Origin of the sequence: Halomonas cerina (assembly GCF_014192215.1) — a bacterium.
In the GTDB taxonomy this organism is placed as follows: Bacteria; Pseudomonadota; Gammaproteobacteria; order Pseudomonadales; family Halomonadaceae; genus Halomonas; species Halomonas cerina.
The window spans coordinates 239,434-257,788 of the sequence record NZ_JACHXP010000004.1; the positions used below are offsets into that span (position 1 = coordinate 239,434).

General features: G+C 65.0%; 17 protein-coding genes. 5 read left to right on the forward strand and 12 right to left on the reverse strand.

The annotated features are described in order from the left end of the window. Window position 1 precedes the first annotated feature (1 nt). Both FHR94_RS05865 and FHR94_RS05870 read right to left on the reverse strand, forming a co-directional pair. Window positions 2-565, reverse strand: coding sequence for a TRAP transporter small permease (locus FHR94_RS05865; protein WP_183324693.1), 564 nt, complete (start codon window positions 563-565; stop codon window positions 2-4). Between the two features lie 96 nt (window positions 566-661). Beyond that, window positions 662-1,675: a TRAP transporter substrate-binding protein gene (locus FHR94_RS05870; protein ID WP_183324694.1), complete on the reverse strand. Its 1,014-nt coding sequence runs from the start codon at window positions 1,673-1,675 to the stop codon at window positions 662-664. Between the two features lie 320 nt (window positions 1,676-1,995). Here FHR94_RS05870 and pdxR point away from each other — a divergent pair, with 320 nt between their 5' ends. After that, window positions 1,996-3,468, forward strand: coding sequence for a MocR-like pyridoxine biosynthesis transcription factor PdxR (gene pdxR, locus FHR94_RS05875; RefSeq protein ID WP_183324695.1), 1,473 nt, complete (start codon window positions 1,996-1,998; stop codon window positions 3,466-3,468). A gap of 76 nt (window positions 3,469-3,544) precedes the next feature. On the opposite strand, the gene FHR94_RS05880 is transcribed toward pdxR, so the two are convergent. From FHR94_RS05880 to xsc (FHR94_RS05895), 4 genes are all read right to left on the reverse strand, one after another. Further along, window positions 3,545-4,984 carry an NAD(P)/FAD-dependent oxidoreductase gene (locus tag FHR94_RS05880; protein ID WP_183324696.1) on the reverse strand — a complete coding sequence of 480 codons (1,440 nt, stop codon included), beginning with the start codon at window positions 4,982-4,984 and terminating at the stop codon, window positions 3,545-3,547. A gap of 46 nt (window positions 4,985-5,030) precedes the next feature. Further along, window positions 5,031-5,414 carry a nuclear transport factor 2 family protein gene (locus FHR94_RS05885; protein ID WP_183324697.1) on the reverse strand — a complete coding sequence of 128 codons (384 nt, stop codon included), beginning with the start codon at window positions 5,412-5,414 and terminating at the stop codon, window positions 5,031-5,033. Window positions 5,415-5,568: 154 nt separating this feature from the next. Next, complete coding sequence (thiO, locus tag FHR94_RS05890; RefSeq protein WP_183324698.1) at window positions 5,569-6,705, reverse strand: glycine oxidase ThiO; 1,137 nt, start codon at window positions 6,703-6,705, stop codon at window positions 5,569-5,571. 130 nt (window positions 6,706-6,835) lie between these two features. Beyond that, complete coding sequence (gene xsc, locus FHR94_RS05895; RefSeq protein ID WP_246389839.1) at window positions 6,836-8,656, reverse strand: sulfoacetaldehyde acetyltransferase; 1,821 nt, start codon at window positions 8,654-8,656, stop codon at window positions 6,836-6,838. Between the two features lie 247 nt (window positions 8,657-8,903). On the opposite strand from xsc (FHR94_RS05895), the gene FHR94_RS05900 reads away from it, so the two are divergent. Genes FHR94_RS05900 through FHR94_RS05915 form a run of 4 tightly spaced genes read left to right on the forward strand, consistent with a single transcriptional unit; the run spans window position 8,904 to window position 12,376 of the window. Beyond that, complete coding sequence (locus tag FHR94_RS05900; RefSeq protein WP_183324699.1) at window positions 8,904-9,884, forward strand: AAA family ATPase; 981 nt, start codon at window positions 8,904-8,906, stop codon at window positions 9,882-9,884. Beyond that, the gene (locus FHR94_RS05905) at window positions 9,881-11,608 is read left to right on the forward strand and encodes a cobaltochelatase CobT-related protein (RefSeq protein ID WP_183324700.1); all 1,728 of its coding nucleotides are present in this window, start codon (window positions 9,881-9,883) and stop codon (window positions 11,606-11,608) included. Before FHR94_RS05900 ends, FHR94_RS05905 begins: the two co-directional genes overlap by 4 nt. Window positions 11,609-11,655: 47 nt before the next feature. Beyond that, window positions 11,656-12,009 (forward strand): Lin0512 family protein, encoded by a 354-nt coding sequence (locus tag FHR94_RS05910; protein ID WP_183324701.1) that lies wholly within the window; start codon window positions 11,656-11,658, stop codon window positions 12,007-12,009. Beyond that, window positions 12,002-12,376: a Lin0512 family protein gene (locus tag FHR94_RS05915; protein ID WP_183324702.1), complete on the forward strand. Its 375-nt coding sequence runs from the start codon at window positions 12,002-12,004 to the stop codon at window positions 12,374-12,376. The genes FHR94_RS05910 and FHR94_RS05915 overlap by 8 nt, the downstream gene beginning before the upstream one ends. A 55-nt stretch (window positions 12,377-12,431) precedes the next feature. On the opposite strand, the gene FHR94_RS05920 is transcribed toward FHR94_RS05915, so the two are convergent. From FHR94_RS05920 to xsc (FHR94_RS05945), 6 genes are all read right to left on the reverse strand, one after another. Beyond that, entirely contained in the window at window positions 12,432-12,971 is a 540-nt protein-coding gene (locus FHR94_RS05920) for an RES domain-containing protein (protein ID WP_183324703.1), read from the reverse strand. Continuing rightward, a complete protein-coding gene (locus tag FHR94_RS05925; protein WP_183324704.1) occupies window positions 12,968-13,327 on the reverse strand; it encodes an XRE family transcriptional regulator in 360 nt (119 codons plus the stop codon). Before FHR94_RS05925 ends, FHR94_RS05920 begins: the two co-directional genes overlap by 4 nt. 285 nt (window positions 13,328-13,612) lie before the next feature. Beyond that, window positions 13,613-14,362: a sulfite exporter TauE/SafE family protein gene (locus FHR94_RS05930; RefSeq protein ID WP_183324705.1), complete on the reverse strand. Its 750-nt coding sequence runs from the start codon at window positions 14,360-14,362 to the stop codon at window positions 13,613-13,615. Window positions 14,363-14,465: 103 nt separating this feature from the next. Further along, complete coding sequence (locus FHR94_RS05935; protein WP_183324706.1) at window positions 14,466-15,251, reverse strand: TSUP family transporter; 786 nt, start codon at window positions 15,249-15,251, stop codon at window positions 14,466-14,468. Between the two features lie 22 nt (window positions 15,252-15,273). Further along, window positions 15,274-16,290: a phosphate acetyltransferase gene (gene pta, locus FHR94_RS05940; RefSeq protein ID WP_183324707.1), complete on the reverse strand. Its 1,017-nt coding sequence runs from the start codon at window positions 16,288-16,290 to the stop codon at window positions 15,274-15,276. Window positions 16,291-16,376: 86 nt separating this feature from the next. Further along, complete coding sequence (gene xsc, locus FHR94_RS05945; RefSeq protein WP_246389840.1) at window positions 16,377-18,197, reverse strand: sulfoacetaldehyde acetyltransferase; 1,821 nt, start codon at window positions 18,195-18,197, stop codon at window positions 16,377-16,379. Window positions 18,198-18,355: the final 158 nt, after the last annotated feature.

Here is an 18,355-nt window from a genome sequence, read left to right on the forward strand (position 1 = left end):
CTCATTGCTCCCGCGGTTTCGGGCCATTACCCGTCGCGTCATCGTGGTGCTTGAACTTCTCGACCTCTTGGGACTCGGGGTCCACGAGATCCACCTTCTTGACGAACTTCAGGTAGTTGTTCTGGAGGATGCGCAGCGTCATGGCGACGAAGGCGATGGGCAGAATCAGGTAGAAATATTTCATCGGAACGCCCAGGGTCTGGGACTTCCAGAAAAGGTTCATCTTGTTAAAGACGAAGTCGTAGCTCAGGTAGATGAAGACCGCGTTGAAACCGATCCAGATCAGATCGGTGAGCACCATACAGAACGACTCGACCCACCGGGGAAAGAACTTGAACTGGAAGGTCACCCGGTTGTGGGCCGACATCTTGGTGGCATAGACCGCCCCAAGATAGGCGAACCACACGAAGGCGTAAGTCGCCAGTTCATCACCCCACGGCAGCGAGTAGCTGAATAGGTTCCTGAGCACGATCTGAGCGAACAGCAGCAGGACGAAAGACACCAGGAGCAGCTGGCAGAGCACGCCCTCCAGGTTGTCGATGATCTTGAAGAGTAACGGTTTCATGAGGTTGGCCCCTTGACGATCAGGCTCCCGGTAGGCACCTCCCCGCACCGGCACGAAGGCCGATGCGAGGGGTACTGCATGCCGTGATGCCGGGGATCACTCTGCCGGTGCAGGATCGCGGCCGAGGGCGGTCAGCACCTGGTCGAGTTTTTCCTTACCCCCGATGCTGTCGTAGAATTCGGGCCAGATACCGGTTGCCAACTCGATCCACTCCTGCTCGTCGTTGGCGGGGTGAGTGATCTCCATGCCGTGCTCTTCTACCAGGCGTTCCTTGATGGAGGCCTCGGTCTCGAGCAGGTACTCGTAGCTGTGATCGGTCGCTTCCTGGCCGGCTTCCAGCACCAGTTCCTGCATCTCGGAACTGAGACTCTGGAACTTGCCCTCGCTGATGATTAACGGCTCCATCGAGAACACATAGCAGCTCTCGGTGACATGGTCCTGGACCTCATAGAACTTCATCGCATCGATGGTGATATAGGGGTTGTCCTGTCCATCGACCACGCCCTGCTGCAGCGCCGTGAAGGTCTCGGACCAGGCCAGCGGATTGGGATTCACGCCCCAGGCCTGGTAGGCAGAGATCATGATCTCGTTCTTGGGTACCCGGATCACCAGCCCTTCGAGGTCGGCAGGGGTGGCCACGGGCCTGACGGAGTTCGTCAGGCGACGGCACCCGGAATAGGCCCAGCCCAGGATGCGCACGCCGGCATCGCGGATGGTGTTCTGGGTGAGTTCCTCACCGACCTCGCCTTGGGTCAAGGTGCGTGCATCCTCCGGGCTCTGGATCACATAGGGCAGCGTCATCACGCCCACCGTGGGTGAGAAGGGGGTGATGTTGTTGATGGCGAGTATCGACAGGTCCAGCAGGCCCATACTGGCATTGTTGACGGTGTCCTGCTCGCTGCCGAGCTGGCCGTTGGGAAACAGGTCGACGGTCACTTCACCATCGGTCTTCTCCTCAACGAGATCGGCAAAGGTCGTGCCCAACTCGTACTGGGTGCCCCCGGCGGCATCGCCCAGGGCCATCTTCCAGGTCTCGGCCATGGCGTTGCCGCTCAAGGTCAAGCTCGCGGCGGATACTGCCATGGGGATGATCAGTTTCTGGATACGCATGGTGACCTCCAAGCCTTGTTATTGTCGGAAAGTCAGGATGTCAGCGTGACGTAACGCTTGCCTGGATGACCGGCAGAGGACTTCAATCTGGTCCGATCATCGAGATACGTGCCGTTCGCCATATCCTGATCATCATGTTCTACGCTCTCGCCTGTCGTGCCACTAGAACCAGTGAGACACCGTCGATTGGTCCAGCTCTGTAAGGGTGTGCAGGACAGTCGGCGGGCACCCGTCGGGTTCGGATTCCAGGGCCATGGCCGCCGGAGGTATGGCATACTCAGGAGTTGCCTATTCATCAGCCGTGGCGAGACATAATTTCAATGAGCCAGTTTCTCTTCCATCTCGACCCCGACCTGCCGGAGAGCCTTCAACGCCAGTTACGTGAGCAGATCGCCCGGGCCATCCTGGACGGCCATCTGCCCCTGGACGAGGCGCTTCCCTCCAGCCGCAAGTTGGCCAAGGAACTGCACGTGGCCCGCAACACGGTGATGCTGGCGTACGAACAACTGCTCGATGATGGCTATCTGATCGCCAAGAAGCGCAGCGGCTACTTCGTCAATCCCGAGATTCTCGAGGGCCGTGCCGAGAAGCCCGTGCGCCTGAACGACATCGATGCCGAGCGCCTGCCTTGGGAAGACCTGCTGACCATGCATCCCTCTCGGCAGTCCACCATCAGCAAGCCCAGTGACTGGCATCGCTACGACTATCCCTTCATCTACGGACAGATCGATCCCGAACTGTTCCCCACTCAGCACTGGCGGGAATGCAGCCGCGATTCCATGAGCGTGCCGGCGATTCGCAGCTGGGCGGTGGACCACCTCAATGACGACGACCCCCTGCTGATCGAGCAGATCCACCAGCGGCTGCTGCCGAGGCGGGGAGTGTGGGCGAATCCCGAAGAGATCCTGGTGACAGTCGGCGCGCAGCAGGCCCTGTGGATGACCTGCATGCTGCTGCTCAAGGCCGGGCGCAGGTTCGGCATGGAAAACCCCGGCTACGTGGACATGTACAACATCGCCCGCACCTTTACCGATGACATCCGCCTGCTGCCGGTCGACGACCAGGGCATGCGCTTGGAAGCCGATATCACCGACTGCCAGCTGGTCTACGTCACGCCTAGCCATCAGGCGCCGACCACGGTCACCATGCCCTTGGAGCGACGTCGCGAGTTGCTGGATATGGCGGAGATCGACAACTTCCTGATCATCGAGGACGACTACGAGAGCGAGACCAACTACCTGGACAACCCCACCCCGGCCCTGAAGAGCCTGGATCGCCACAACCGGGTGATCTACGTGGGCAGCCTCTCCAAGACACTGGCACCGGGTCTGCGCCTGGGCTACATGGTGGGGCCGCCGGCGCTGATCCGCGAGGCCCGCGCGCTACGTCGCCTGATGCTGCGCCACCCTCCCACCAACAATCAGCGCGCCGTGGCGCTGTTTCTCGACCGCGGTTACCACGATGCCCTGCTGCGCCAGATCCACCAGGTGTTTCACAGCCGTTGGCAGCGGTTGGGCGAGGCCCTGGCTCGCCACATGCCCCATGCTTCGGTGCCTTCCACCTATGGGGGGTCCAGCTTCTGGGTGAAGGGTCCCGAGGGCCTCGACTGCCATAAGCTTCAGCGCCTGGCCGCCGAGCAGAGCATCCTGATCGAATGCGGCGACATCCACTTCTTCGATGCCCCCCGCCTCGAGTACTTCCGGCTGGGGTTCTCGGCGATTCCCGAGTCGCGCATCGAGCCCGGCATCGAGCACTTGGCAGCACTGATTCCTCAGGCCATCACCAAGCAGTAAGCGACTGACGGCCCTTCCCCCACCACAAGGCCGCCCCGAGGGCGGCCTGGTGACTGGATGACGCCTGATGCTGGGCCTAGAGCACTTCGTCCTTGAGGTGGTACCAGCGATACAGGAAGCGCTGGCCGAAGCGCCGGAAGGGGGCGAAGGCCTGGGACTCGACCATCTCGCGAATATTGGGATACGGCAGCCGGGAGGTGAAGATCGGCAGGTCCAGCTCCTTGCCGTGACCGGCGATCCACTGTGCCAGGCGCCGGCCGGCCTGGGCGGAATACATCACGCCGTTGCCGCCGTAGCCCAAGGCATAGTAGACCGTTTCCTTGGCATCGGGCTGATGAATGCGCGGCATCATGTCATGACTGACGTCGACCCACCCCCACCAGGAGTAATCGAGTTCGATGCCCTCGAGCGCCGGGAACTTGCGATGCATATCGCCGACCAGCAGATCCTCGTACTTCTGCTGCGGCGCGTCGCGGCCGGTGATCGCACTGCGGCTGCCGATCTGCAGTCGGTTGTCCGGCAGCAGACGGTAGTAATGGCGCAGGATTCGGGTATCGGTGATCACCTGGCGCGTGCGCAGGCTGCAGGCCTCGATCTCGTCATCGGTCAGCTGACGCGTGACGATGGAATTGGAGAGGATCGGCAGCAACCGGTTCTTGAGCTCGCGATGCAGGGTCTGGGAGGTGTAGCCCCCGGTGGCGATCCCCACCGCGCGCGCCTTGACCACCCCACCGGGGGTCGTCAGGTAGTGCACGCCGCCCCGGGTCTCGAAGCCCTGCACCGGACTGGCCGGGTGGATCTTCACCCCCAGCGCCCGGGCCTTGCGGTGATAGCCGAAGGCCAGCTTGCCGGCGTGGATGCCGATGCCCTCGGGCTCGTGCATGGCCCCGGCGGCTTCCCGGTCGCCGATCCAGTCGCGCTTGACCGTATCGGCATCCAGGATCCGGACATCGTAGTCGAAGGTCTCGCGTAGCAGCTTCGCTTCCTTCTCCAGAGTCGGCATGACCTTGTCGCGATGGGCCACATAGAGATGACCGCCGGGTTGCGGATCGCAATCGATATCGGCGATCAACTCCTTGAAGGTCGCCATGCCATCCAGGCATTCCTGATGAAGCTTCAGGGCGGTCTCCAGGCCGTAGCGCTGGATCCACTGGGAGCGCTTGAGGCGGCCGGAAGCACACTGGGCCTGCCCACCGTTGCGGGTCGAGCAGCCCCAACTGGTGCGGTTGGCCTCCAGCACCGTGGCCTTGATGCCGTATTCCCGGGCCAGGAAGATGGCGGCGGTCAACCCCGTGAAGCCGGAGCCGATGATCACCACATCGGCATCCGTGTCCTGCGTGATGGGTCCGTCATCGGCGGGGGGCTCGCCGGCTGTGCCGATCCAGTAGGTGGGCGCATAGTCACGCCCTGCCCCCGGTGTCGCAGCCTTCAGGGGATCATAGGCCGGATCATACGGCTGGGAGGGTGAGGTCTTGCCCTCCGTCTCCCCCTTGGCTGTTGGCATTGGTGTCTCCATGATCGGACTCCTCGCAGACTGGCTACCGTGATCGAACCCGGGGCAATCAAGCCTTGACGGGGGGGCGGTTCTTGCGGAAGGCGTTCTTCACGGCGATCTTGCCGTCGCGGAAGGTAAAGGCATCGATCATCCGAGCCTCGCTGCGCATGCCGTCGGCGGTGGTCCCCTGGTAGGTGGACTCGGTGAAGCCCTTGTCGCCGCTCACGTGGTGCTCGGCATCGACCCAACTGGCGTCCGGCGCGGTCTTCCAGGCATTCTCGAGGCCCTGACGGACCTCCGCCTGTCCCACGAAGCTCTTGCCCTGCAGTTCCGGGCCGGCAATGGCATGGAAGACACAGTCCTCGGTCATCATGTCCATGACGGCATCGATGTCATGACGGTTCAGGGCATCGCTGAAGGCCTGGAGAAATTCGATGTCGGGTTGGCGCATGTCGGGCTCCTAACGGTTGTGGTTGTTCAGGAAACGAAAACTGACACGGCACGGCCGCTTTGGCCTGTGTCATCGACGAGCCTACTGCCGAAACCACCCCAACATTAGCGCCAGATACCGGTGGAAGATTGGGCCAGACAATCGCCGTTCCCGCTCAGTCCGTGGCCACCATCGTCGGCACCGGCGCCAGACGATGAATCGGCTGGAAGGCACGGGGATCGATCACCGGTCGACGCCCCAGCACCTCGTCGGCCAATAGCCGCGCCGAAGCCGGGGCCAGCACCAGGCCATTGCGATAGTGGCCGGCATTGATGAAGAGCCCTCTCACGTCGGGCATTTCACCAATGAAGGGCAACCCATCGGGCGTGCCCGGCCGCAACCCCGACCAGTGATGTTCGATCTCGCACTCGGCCAAGGCCGGCAGGATGGACACCGCGCTGGCATGCAGGGAGTCACGGGCCTCACGGGTCGGGGTCTTGTCGAAGCCAGCCTCTTCCAGGGTCGATCCCACCAGCACGCGGCCATCGGCGCGGGGAATCAAGTATCGGCCGTGCCGCAGGACCACACGCTCGAGCAGCTGGCGTGACCCGGTGACCACCGGCGTCTTGAATACCATCATCTGCCCCTTGACCGGCCGCACGGGCAAGGCAAGCCCCAGGGGTGACAGCAGATGATTCGTCCAGGCACCCCCGCAGACGACCACCCGACCGGCCATGAAGCGACCGCCGGCCGTCACGGCCCCCTTTACGCGCCCTTGGCCGGTGATCAGCCGCTGGACCGCACAACCCTCACAGAGATCGACCCTCGGCAGGCGTTGCAGCAGCGCACGGAGGGCGCGGACCAGCCGCGGGTTACGAAGGCTGCCCAGGGTCGGCATCCAAAGCCCGCCCTCGATACCCTCGACGAGGCCCGGCTCACGGGCATAGACGGCGTAGGCATCGATACTGGCCAGGGACGTATCGAGGCCTTGTGCCCAGCGCCTGGCCATGTCGGCCTCGGCCGTGTCCAGGTAGAGCAAGCCGTTCTGGCGATACTCCGGGTCGATTCCGGTCATGTCGATCAGGCGGTCGGCCAGGTGCGGGTAGCGACTCTCCGACCAGCGCGAGAGCCGTGAGATGGCCTCGGGCTGACGCCAGGGATAGAGCGGCGAGACGATGCCACCGCCGGCCCAGGAGGCTTCCCGCCCGGCCTCGCCTCGCTCGAGCAGGGTGACGCTGAGACCGTCCTCGGCCAGTTGCCAGGCCGTCATCATACCGATGACGCCACCACCGATGATCAGAACATCTTGCATGGGAACTCTCCTCGCACGGGGATAGGCAGGTGATGTCACGCGGCCATAAAAAAGCCCCGGCCCGGCGAGGGAGCCGGTGGGCCGGGGCTTGACATGGGCGTCAGCTCAGCAGGGCGCGAAGCCGCCCGCCTTAGACGTAGTCCTGGTACTTCTCGAGCAGCCGCACGGGCTTTTTCAGGGCATCGCGACGGAAGGGGTCGCCCAGCTCGCGGGTGCACATGATCTCGAGGATGCAGGTCTTGCCCTCGTTCATCTGCAGGTCCACCGCCTTCTTCAGCGCCGGGCCCACGTCTTCCAGGCGGTCCACGGTGATGCCCTCGGCCCCCATCGCCCGACCGATCTCGGCGAAGCTCTGGTTCTCCAGCTCGCCGGCCACGAAGCGGCGATTGTAGAACTCCACCTGGTTCTTCTTCTCCGCGCCCCACTGGCGGTTGTGGAACACCACCGCGGTCACCGGGATCTGGTCACGCACCGCGGTCATGGTCTCCATCAGGCTCATGCCCCAGGCGCCGTCACCAGCATAGGCGATCGCCGGGCGCTCCGGTGCGGCCACCTTGGCCCCGATGATGGTCGGCAGCGCATAGCCGCAGTTGCCGAAGCTCATCGGTGCGAAGAAGCTGCGCGGCTTGTCGAAGCGCAGATAGCTGTGGGCCACGGCGTTGATGTTGCCGATGTCGGTGGACACCATCACGTCCTCGGGCATGGCCTTCTCGAGTTCGCGCAGCACCTGACGCGGGTGCAGGTACTCGCCGCCGGAGAACGGCGTCTCGCCGGCGGCCTCGTCGATGGCATCCAGGCTGAACGGGTCCTTCTCGTGGGTCCATTCGTCCAGCTCACGCTCCCAGGCGGCCTTCTCGCTGGCGATCTGCTCGGCGCGCTTGGCCTTGGTGGCGTCGCAGGCCAGTTCACGGCTGGCCAGGCGCTCGGTGATCGCCTCGGCCGCTTCCTTGGCGTCGCCGCAGATGCCCACCGCGATCTTCTTCACCAGGCCCAGCATCTTGTGGTCGGCGTCGATCTGGATGATCTTGGCGTCCTTCGGCCAGTAGTCCAGGCCGTGCTGCGGCAGGGTGCCGAACGGCCCCAACCGCGTGCCCAGCGCCACCACCACGTCGGCCTGGGCGATCAGCTTCATGCCCGCCTTGGAGCCCTGATAGCCCAGCGGGCCGCACCACAGCGGATGGCTGGCCGGGAAGGAGTCGTTGTGCTGGTAGCTGTTGACTACCGGCGCGCCCAGCCGCTCGGCCAGCGCCTGGCAGGCGTCCACGCCATCGGCCATCACCACGCCACCGCCGGAGACGATCACCGGGAACTCGGCCTTGGCCAGCAGCTCGGCCGCCTCGTTGAGGGTCCGGGTGCCGCCCGGACCACGGTGGAGACGCGCCGGCTCGGGAATCTCACATTCGATCTCGCCGTAGAAGTAATCCCGCGGGATATTCAGCTGGGTCGGGCCCATCTCCGACATCGCCCGATCGAAGCAGCGAGCGGTGTACTCGGCCATCCGCGCCGGGTGGGTCACGTGGCCCTGGTACTTGGTGAACTCCTGGAACATCGGCAGCTGATGGCACTCCTGGAAGCCGCCCAGGCCAATGCCGGTGGTGCCCGCCTCGGGGGTGACGATGACCACCGGGCTGTGCGCCCAGTAGGCCGCGGCGATGCCGGTCACGCAGTTGGAGATGCCCGGGCCGTTCTGGCCGATCACCGTGCCGTGGCGCCCCGAGACCCGCGCATAGCCGTCGGCCATGTGCGCTGCGCCCTGCTCGTGGACCACCGGGATCAGGCGGATGCCGGCCGGAGCGAAGATGTCCATGGCGTCCATGAAGGCCGAGCCCATGATGCCGAACATGTCGGTCACCCCGTTGGCGACCAGGGTCTCCACGAAGGCCTCCGAGGGCGTCATCGTCTGTTTGCCTTGTACGACCTGGCGGGTATCTGCGGTGTTGTCGGTGCTCATGGTGTCCTCCGAGCCAGTCATTCGAGTTGTTCTATATGAAACCTTTTATTCCGATTTCCGGAATACTAGAAGACTCTAGGCACCACCCCCTCCCTCGTCAAGGATAAATTTCATAAAACGATACGATTTGATTCTTTTTATGGAACTGTTCTATCCTCCCCGAACACTCGGCAGCGATGTCCCCTGCCCATGCATCGATCAGGGACACCCAATGGTCAACGGTCCCCGGCGGGCCGAGGAGACAGTGATGACAGAGCCCTTGAATGCCCAGCCCGACAGGATGGTGTCGGCCCGCGAGCTCTTCGGTATCGACAGTGACCTGATGGTGCCCACCTTCAGCGAGCGCGACGACTATGTGCCCGACATCGACGAGGCCTACCGCTTCAACCCGGACGTGACCCTGGCCATCCTGGCCGGCTTCACCCGCAACCGACGGGTAATGGTCCAGGGGCTGCACGGCACCGGCAAGTCCACGCATATCGAACAGGTGGCGGCCCGCCTAAACTGGCCCTGCATGCGGGTCAATCTGGACGGTCACATCAGCCGGCTCGACCTGGTGGGCAAGGACGCCATCGTGGTCCGTGATGGCGTCCAGGTCACCGAATTCCAGGAAGGCATCGTGCCCTGGTCGTTGCAGCGGCCGGTGGCCTTGATCTTCGACGAGTACGACGCCGGCCGACCGGACGTGATGTTCGTCATCCAGCGCATCCTGGAACGGGATGGCCATTTCACCCTGCTCGACCAGAACCGGGTCATCCATCCCCACCCCCACTTCCGGCTGTTCGCCACCGCCAACACCGTGGGGCTGGGCAACCTGACCGGGCTCTACCAGGGCACCCAGGTCCTTAACCATGCCCAGATGGACCGCTGGAATATCGTCGCCAAGCTCGACTATCTGCCGCGCGACGAGGAGGCGGCCATCGTGCTGGGTCGCGTGCCCAGCAAGGACACCGATAAGGGACGACGGCTCATCGCCTCCATGGTGGCGGTGGCCAACCTGACGCGTCAGGGCTTCGCCGCCGGCGACCTCTCCACCCTGATGTCACCACGTACCGTGATCACCTGGGCCGAGAACTGCGAGATCTTCCGCAACCCGGCCTTGGCCTTTCGGCTGTCCTTCCTCAACAAGTGTGATGAGGCCGAGCGCCCCCTCGTCGCCGAGTACTACCAGCGCTGCTTCGGCGAGGAACTCGATGAATCCTGGATGCGGGAGGCCACCTCGTCATGACCCTGAGCGCCCAGCAGCAGGCGCGCCGGCAGCAACGGATCGAGGAGTTGTGCGCGGCCAGCCTGCGCGCCATGACCGGCGAGGCCGGCCTGCACTATCGCGGTCGGCGGCTGTATCAAGGCGAGACGCGCCTGCCGACCCATGCGCCCCACCTGCGCATCGACCCTGCGCAGGACGACTTCGCCGACTGCCGGGCCGCCGCCGACGGCATGGCCCTACGCCTGCTGCATTCCGATGCGACCCTCCATCGCGACCGCTGCCCAGAGGACCCCATCGAGCACCTGGTCTTCGAGCTACTCGAGCAGCTGCGGGTGGAGACCCGTGCGCCTAACGACATGCCGGGCATGGCCTCCAACCTGCTGCGGCGCTTCGAGCGCTGGTCGCGCGACTTCTACCGCTCCGGACTGACCGAGGGCAGCATCGGCCTGCTGCTCTACACCGTGGCTCAGATGTGCTGGTCGCGGCTGCAGGCCCGGCCGGTGCTGGAGGAGACCGAGGACTATATCGAGGGCACCCGGGCCTCCTTGGTGCGCGAGCTCGGCACGGCGCTCTATGGCCTGCGCCGCCAACGCCACGATCAGGCGGCCTACGCCGAGCATGCCCTGGCCATCGCCCGGATCGTCGCCACGCGGGTGCGCGCCGAACGGGCCCAGGCCGGTGACGACGAGGAGGATCCGGCAGAAGCGGCCAGCGACGCCTTCGCCCTGCTGCTCGATCTCGAGGACGGCGACGGCGACGAGGACGGCGTGGCAGCCGCCACCACCGGGCACAGCAAGACCTTCGAGGACGCCGCCCAGGCCTATCGGGTCTTCACCACCCGCTTCGACCGCGAGGTCGCGGCCGGCAGCCTGGTGCGCCGCGCCCTGCTGCGCGAGAACCGCGAGCGCCTGGACCAGGCCACCACCGAACAGGGCATCAACCTACCCCGCCTGGCCCGCCGGCTGGGCAGCGTGCTCTGGGAGCCGCGTACCGACGGCCGGTCCTTCGGCGAGGAGGAGGGCCACATCGACGGGCGTCGCCTCGCCCAGCTAGTGAGTTCACCCACCGAGCGACGCCTGTTCTATCGCGACCAGGTCAAGCTCGGCACCGACTGCGCCGTGAGCCTGCTGATCGACTGCTCGGGCTCCATGAAGCACCACATTGTACCGGTGACGATGATGGCCGAGAGCCTGATCCGCGCCCTGGAGATGATCGGGGCGAGCACCGAGCTGCTCGGCTTCACCACCGGCGCCTGGAACGGCGGCCGCGCCTATCAGGCGTGGATGCGCGGCGGGCGTCCCCGCGGCCCGGGACGCCTCAACGAGGTGTGCCACCTGGTGTTCAAGGACGCCGAGCGCAGCTGGCGCCGCGCCCGCACCGACATCGCGGCCCTGCTCAAGCCCGACCTGTTCCGCGAAGGCATCGACGGCGAGGCCGTGGACTGGGCCTGCGAACGCCTGCTCGCCCGTCCCGAGACCCGGCGCCTCCTGATCGTGATCTCCGACGGCTGCCCGGCAGACAGCGCCACCAACCTGGCCAACGATACCTACTACCTGGACAACCATCTCAAGGAGGTGGTCGCCCGGCGCACCCGGGAGGGCCAGGTGGAGGTGTTGGGCCTGGGCGTGGGCCTGGACCTCAGCCCCTTCTACCGCCGCTGCCTGGCCACCGACATGGCCCAGGCGCTGGACACCCACCTGTTCGACGAGATCGTCGAGCTGATCGGCGGCCGTCACCGGCGCTGACGATCGTACGAACACATGGCTTGCATGCCGATACCGAGGAGATCGCAATGGCCAAGACCCGCATGGTGACCCAGTTCGGCATGGGCACCTCGATCCGCAGCCGCGACTATACCGAGGCCGCAGCCCGCGCGATCCGCGATGCCCTGTGGCACCACTCGCTCAACGTCGCCGATGCCTTTGGCTTTCCCAAGGAGGCGATGCTGATCGATGTCGAGATTGGTATCCAGCGGCCCAAGGCCGTGGACAGCGACGCGCTGCTGGGCATCTTCCCCTACGGCCAGCCTGCGATCCGGCTGGTCAAGGGCGGGCTCGACGTGGACAAGCCCGACGGCAGCGGCACCACCGTGATCGCCAATGCCGCCGTCATCGTCTCCTTCGACATGGAGCGCCGCCATGACTGAACGACGCATCATCCTCGAGATGGGCACCGGCAACGACCTCTACGGCGAGGACTACACCAAGGCCGCCTGTCGCGCCGTGCAGGACGCCCTGCACCACTCATCCATCGTGCTGTTCAAATCGCTTAACATCGACCACCGCGAGATGCGGGTCCAGGTGACGATCGGCGTACAGGCCCCCGAGCGGGTCGATGCCGCGGTGGTGGCGGCCGAGCTGCCCCGCGGCCGCGCCGAGGTCAACGTGGTGCACGGCGGGCTGAACGTCCACGACCCGGACCAGTGCACCACCCACATCGTGGCCACCGCGGCCATCGCCGCAATGCTGCCGATCGAGGATGGCGCCTGGCGACTCTGTGAGTCCGCCCACTAAGCGTCCTCCCCCGGATCGCGCGCTCCTCACCGCCGGTGAGGAGCGCGCTCAGTCGTTATCTCTGGGGTTGTCTGCCTTGCAGGCGGTTCTCATCGTCGATCACGCGGGCCATGGTTGGCGCCAAGCGCGACCACATCCAGAAGACGATATTGATGTCACGCTCCACAGCGCCCCGAACCTGGGAGGGAACACGGATGCCGGCAAACCCCATCCCCACCAGCTGCTCAGCAATCTCCCACGCAATGACGGGCTGTCGCCGCAACTTCTTGTCCAGCCAGGCTTCGTTCATCCAGGTATCCGGGTTGGGGCGGACCTGTTCGCGAGTTGCCGGGTCGCAAAGGTCCAGTATCGGGCCGCAATCTATCTCGTAGGTGCACAGAGTCAGCGGTTGCGTCTTGTAGGGGAACCCCTGCTGTGACTCGAGCCATGCAGTCTCAAAGCGCTCGCTTGTATAGAGGGCGGGCTGGCCGACTCGATTCCAGCGACCGCCGTTTCGTGCCGCACCCTCCCCTGACTCCGGCGAGTGCTGCCACTTAGGATTGTGCCCGCGATAGACCAGTCCTTGGTACTGAAAGCCTAGATCCTGAAGGCTCACGCATACCCTCCCTCGGCAATGTGCGACAGATAGGCCCTGACATCGTCAGCTCGTCCATGACTGACCAGTTCCTCTGCTGTGAGGTCACCCAGGGGAGCGATCGGATAGGTGCGGTACCAGGACCACGCCGCGCTGATGGAGCCCGCCCAGGGCTCGATGCGTTTGAGGATCTCCATCGCCTGACGAAGACGCTGTTGTGTTGATACCGCACGGAGACGGTCTTTGCGAATGATGGCGCTGTGGCTCAATCCGATCGCGTGGGCAAACTCTCGCTTGGTGATGTGCAACTCGTCCAAGATGGCATCGGCTGCGATAAAGCCTTCCTGATCCATGACCTCACGGATTTCGACGCCCATACTTGTCACCTCATGCGACGTACATATATGTCATAATAAGCGACAATGTAATGTGCGTCAAAGGCTTGGTGGCTATGACTCACTGTGGCGCGACATCCATGAAGACGTCCCTGCCACCGCTCGGGAGACACACCGTGCCGTGGTGCACGGCGGGCTCAACGTCCACGCTCCGGACAACGCCACCACCCACTCCTGCTCGACCTCGAGCGGTCGGCCGAACAGCGTCGTCCCCCAGTCGGCGAGCCGCGACCAGCGGCGCGCATTGGGTGGCTTGCCGGCCAGGGTTCACAGAAGCTCGGAGACAATCAGCCCGCCCCCAATCAACAACAGCGTGACAAAGGCCAGGCGCCGCATGGCCAGGGGCGAGAGCCGGGGCGGCCAGCGCCGCCCGACATAGGTGGCCAGCGCCACCACCGGAATGGCCCAGGCCGTGAGGGTGAGGATCTCGAGATCCAGCGCGCCCTGGAGAGCAACGAACAGGGTGCGCATGCCCGAGGTCGCGGCGAAGATCAGGATCAGCATGTTGCGGATCGCCACCGGCGCCAGCGGCTGGCGATAGCACTGGTAGATCACCGGTGGCCCGGCGATGCCGAACAGCCCACCACAAAGCCCCGACAGCACGCCACTGACGAAGAAGCTGCCCCGTGACGAAAGGGTCTCGCGCTGACGGGGACGCAGCACCAGGCTCACACCGCCATAACACACCAACAGACCCAAGGCGATGCGCAGCGCGCTGGCAGCACTGGCACTGAGGACATCGAGCAGCAGGACGCCGATGACCGTCGCCGGCACGATGCCGGCGACGGTGGCAGCGATCACCGGCATATCGAGATGCTTCAGCTTGCCCGGCAGGGCCACCGCACTGTTGGTCAGCATCATCAGGCTGACCACCGCCGCCACCGAGGCCACCGGCGCGACCTCGAGCCCGCTGGTGGCGCCCATCACGATCATGCCCAGGCCAAACCCGGTCACCGTCTGGAAATAGCCGGCGATGGCGGCAATAGCGATGAATGGCAGTAATACCTGGAGGGTCATCGTGCTTTTGATCCTTTATGAACGCGACCGCCGCCATGACATCGGCGATGTCGCTGACACTAGGCGTCGGCCCGGCCAGCCTCCCAGGACAGCGGCGGTAATACTACCCCGACGCCACCGAGAGTACGCCTCCCAGCAGGATCACCGTACCCAGTCCGATCAGGGTCAGCATGGCCAGCTGACGCATGACCGCGGCCGAGCACGGTGGCGGGTAGCGACGCCCAAGCCAGGTCGCGAGCCCCACCACGGGCATCGACCACAGGGCAAGCTCCCAAACATCCGCAGTCAGGCCACCCTGGCTCGCGACGAACAGGGTGCGCACCCCGGAGGTGATCGCGAAACACAGGATCAGCAACAGCCGTATCGTCTCCAGGGGCAGCGGCTGGCGATAGCAGTGATAGATGACCGGTGGGCCGGGTACGCCGAAGAGCCCGCCGCATAACCCCGTCAAGGCACCGCTCACGGCGAAGGTCCAGGCGGCGGACTCCTTGAGGCGAGGACGCGGGCGCAGACCGATACTGATCCCGCCGTAAAGCACGAGGGTGCCCAGCAACAGGGTCAGCAGCGTCGCGAAGGTGGCGCTCAACCACGACAACACCCATACCCCCACCATGATGGACGGTACGATGCCCATCGTCAGCGCCATGACCCGACGCCCTCCCAGGCCGCGCCATCCCCCCGGCAGGGCGACGGCACTGTTGACCAGGGTCACCAGGCTGACCACCGCCGCCAGCACCGGGACCGACGCCACCCCGAGCCCCCCGGCCGCCCCCATCACGATCATGCCGAGGCCAAATCCCGACACCGTGTGCAGGTAACCGGCCACGCCCATGATGGCGAGCGTCCCCAGCAGCACCCCGGGCTCGATCGCTAGGGTCCAGGGGGCCATGCCGAGCTCCTACCGGTGGCCATCAGGCGTCGGTGGCGGCCGAGAGGGTCTGCGCCTGCACCGTGGTCACGGCGATCACATGGTAGATATCCTCGACGCTGCAGCCCCGCGAGAGATCGTTGGCCGGCTTGGCCAGCCCCTGCAGAAGCGGGCCGATGGCCTCGGCACCGCCGATCCGCTCGGCCAGCTTGTAGCCGATGTTGCCCGCCTCGAGGTCCGGAAAGATCAGCACGTTGGCATTGCCCCTGACCTGCGAGTCGGGCAGCTTACGCGCGGCGATCTCGGCCACGATAGCGGCATCGAGTTGGACATCCTCGTCGATGGCGAGCCCCGGACGACGCGCCTTCACGCTACGGGCCGCCTGTACCACTTTTTCCACATTGCCGTGCTGAGCACTACCGCTGGTGGAGAACGACAGCATGGCCACGCGCGGCTCCTCGTTCAGCAGGGCTCGGGCGCTGTCGGCGGCGGCCATGGCGATATGCGCCAGCTGCTCGGCATCGGGGTCGATGACCAGGCCACAGTCGGAGAAGATCATGCCGCCCTTGAGGTTGTGGAAGGGTTTGCACAGCATCATCAAAAAGAAGCTCGAGACCAGCTTGCTGCCCGGGGCGAGACCCAGCAGCTGGATGGCGGTGCGCACCACGTCGGCGGTGGTGTGCACGGCGCCGGCCACGCTGCCATCGGCGTGGCCTTCACGGACCAGCATGTTGGCGAAGCACAGCGGTTCCCGTATCGCCGCCTGGGCTTGCTCCCGGGTCATGCCCTTCTTCTTGCGAAGCGTAAACAGCGCCTCGGCCAGGGTCTCGGTGAGCGGCGAATCCACCGGGTCGATCAGCTCGACGCCTGACAGACTGACGCCTAGCTCCCTTGCCCCTTCGGCCATAGTGGCCCAATTCCCCACCAGGAGGATCCTGGCGATACCGTCCTCGGCCGCCTTGACCGCTGCCTGCAAGACGCGTTCGTCCTGCCCTTCGCAGAGCACGATGCGCCGGGGGTCGCGGCGCGCGCGCTCGAGAATCTGATTCAAGGCTTTCATGGGACTCCCTCTTCCTGTCGGGCCCGGGGCCCTGAAGAAAAACCCCCGGCGAACCGGGGGAAGACCACTACTACAATACGAGGCTGTCAGACGTAGTCCTGGTACTTCTCGAGCAGCCGCACGGGCTTTTTCAGGGCATCGCGACGGAAGGGGTCGCCCAGCTCGCGGGTGCACATGATCTCGAGGATGCAGGTCTTGCCCTCGTTCATCTGCAGGTCCACCGCCTTCTTCAGCGCCGGGCCCACGTCTTCCAGGCGGTCCACGGTGATGCCCTCGGCCCCCATCGCCCGACCGATCTCGGCGAAGCTCTGGTTCTCCAGCTCGCCGGCCACGAAGCGGCGATTGTAGAACTCCACCTGGTTCTTCTTCTCCGCGCCCCACTGGCGGTTGTGGAACACCACCGCGGTCACCGGGATCTGGTCACGCACCGCGGTCATGGTCTCCATCAGGCTCATGCCCCAGGCGCCGTCACCAGCATAGGCGATCGCCGGGCGCTCCGGTGCGGCCACCTTGGCCCCGATGATGGTCGGCAGCGCATAGCCGCAGTTGCCGAAGCTCATCGGTGCGAAGAAGCTGCGCGGCTTGTCGAAGCGCAGATAGCTGTGGGCCACGGCGTTGATGTTGCCGATGTCGGTGGACACCATCACGTCCTCGGGCATGGCCTTCTCGAGTTCGCGCAGCACCTGACGCGGGTGCAGGTACTCGCCGCCGGAGAACGGCGTCTCGCCGGCGGCCTCGTCGATGGCATCCAGGCTGAACGGGTCCTTCTCGTGGGTCCATTCGTCCAGCTCACGCTCCCAGGCGGCCTTCTCGCTGGCGATCTGCTCGGCGCGCTTGGCCTTGGTGGCGTCGCAGGCCAGTTCACGGCTGGCCAGGCGCTCGGTGATCGCCTCGGCCGCTTCCTTGGCGTCGCCGCAGATGCCCACCGCGATCTTCTTCACCAGGCCCAGCATCTTGTGGTCGGCGTCGATCTGGATGATCTTGGCGTCCTTCGGCCAGTAGTCCAGGCCGTGCTGCGGCAGGGTGCCGAACGGCCCCAACCGCGTGCCCAGCGCCACCACCACGTCGGCCTGGGCGATCAGCTTCATGCCCGCCTTGGAGCCCTGATAGCCCAGCGGGCCGCACCACAGCGGATGGCTGGCCGGGAAGGAGTCGTTGTGCTGGTAGCTGTTGACTACCGGCGCGCCCAGCCGCTCGGCCAGCGCCTGGCAGGCGTCCACGCCATCGGCCATCACCACGCCACCGCCGGAGACGATCACCGGGAACTCGGCCTTGGCCAGCAGCTCGGCCGCCTCGTTGAGGGTCCGGGTGCCGCCCGGACCACGGTCGAGACGCGCCGGCTCGGGAATCTCACATTCGATCTCGCCGTAGAAGTAATCCCGCGGGATATTCAGCTGGGTCGGGCCCATCTCCGACATCGCCCGATCGAAGCAGCGAGCGGTGTACTCGGCCATCCGCGCCGGGTGGGTCACGTGGCCCTGGTACTTGGTGAACTCCTGGAACATCGGCAGCTGATGGCACTCCTGGAAGCCGCCCAGGCCAATGCCGGTGGTGCCCGCCTCGGGGGTGACGATGACCACCGGGCTGTGCGCCCAGTAGGCCGCGGCGATGCCGGTCACGCAGTTGGAGATGCCCGGGCCGTTCTGGCCGATCACCGTGCCGTGGCGCCCCGAGACCCGCGCATAGCCGTCGGCCATGTGCGCTGCGCCCTGCTCGTGGACCACCGGGATCAGGCGGATGCCGGCCGGAGCGAAGATGTCCATGGCGTCCATGAAGGCCGAGCCCATGATGCCGAACATGTCGGTCACCCCGTTGGCGACCAGGGTCTCCACGAAGGCCTCCGAGGGCGTCATCGTCTGTTTGCCTTGTACGACCTGGCGGGTATCTGCGGTGTTGTCGGTGCTCATGGGAAACCTCCACGGGAGCGCTGAGATTGGTGTTGTGCTCGCGAGCTCTTTTTTATGGTACTAAACGTTCCGATATCTGGAACACGAACAAAAAGTAGCGCTCGACATGAGCCACGTCAACACAAATTCCATAAAATGGTACAAATTGATTTCTTTTC

Coding starts and splice junctions, on each gene's coding strand:
- pta (WP_183324707.1), bottom strand. CDS start 16,290: ATGAAAGCCTTGAATCAGATTCTCGAGCGCGCGCGCCGCGACCCCCGG.
- FHR94_RS05880 (WP_183324696.1), bottom strand. CDS start 4,984: ATGGAGACACCAATGCCAACAGCCAAGGGGGAGACGGAGGGCAAGACC.
- FHR94_RS05865 (WP_183324693.1), bottom strand. CDS start 565: ATGAAACCGTTACTCTTCAAGATCATCGACAACCTGGAGGGCGTGCTC.
- FHR94_RS05905 (WP_183324700.1), top strand. CDS start 9,881: ATGACCCTGAGCGCCCAGCAGCAGGCGCGCCGGCAGCAACGGATCGAG.
- xsc (WP_246389840.1), bottom strand. CDS start 18,197: ATGAGCACCGACAACACCGCAGATACCCGCCAGGTCGTACAAGGCAAA.
- FHR94_RS05900 (WP_183324699.1), top strand. CDS start 8,904: ATGACAGAGCCCTTGAATGCCCAGCCCGACAGGATGGTGTCGGCCCGC.
- pdxR (WP_183324695.1), top strand. CDS start 1,996: ATGAGCCAGTTTCTCTTCCATCTCGACCCCGACCTGCCGGAGAGCCTT.
- xsc (WP_246389839.1), bottom strand. CDS start 8,656: ATGAGCACCGACAACACCGCAGATACCCGCCAGGTCGTACAAGGCAAA.
- FHR94_RS05915 (WP_183324702.1), top strand. CDS start 12,002: ATGACTGAACGACGCATCATCCTCGAGATGGGCACCGGCAACGACCTC.
- FHR94_RS05930 (WP_183324705.1), bottom strand. CDS start 14,362: ATGACCCTCCAGGTATTACTGCCATTCATCGCTATTGCCGCCATCGCC.
- FHR94_RS05870 (WP_183324694.1), bottom strand. CDS start 1,675: ATGCGTATCCAGAAACTGATCATCCCCATGGCAGTATCCGCCGCGAGC.
- thiO (WP_183324698.1), bottom strand. CDS start 6,705: ATGCAAGATGTTCTGATCATCGGTGGTGGCGTCATCGGTATGATGACG.
- FHR94_RS05910 (WP_183324701.1), top strand. CDS start 11,656: ATGGCCAAGACCCGCATGGTGACCCAGTTCGGCATGGGCACCTCGATC.
- FHR94_RS05935 (WP_183324706.1), bottom strand. CDS start 15,251: ATGGCCCCCTGGACCCTAGCGATCGAGCCCGGGGTGCTGCTGGGGACG.
- FHR94_RS05885 (WP_183324697.1), bottom strand. CDS start 5,414: ATGCGCCAACCCGACATCGAATTTCTCCAGGCCTTCAGCGATGCCCTG.
- FHR94_RS05925 (WP_183324704.1), bottom strand. CDS start 13,327: ATGGGCGTCGAAATCCGTGAGGTCATGGATCAGGAAGGCTTTATCGCA.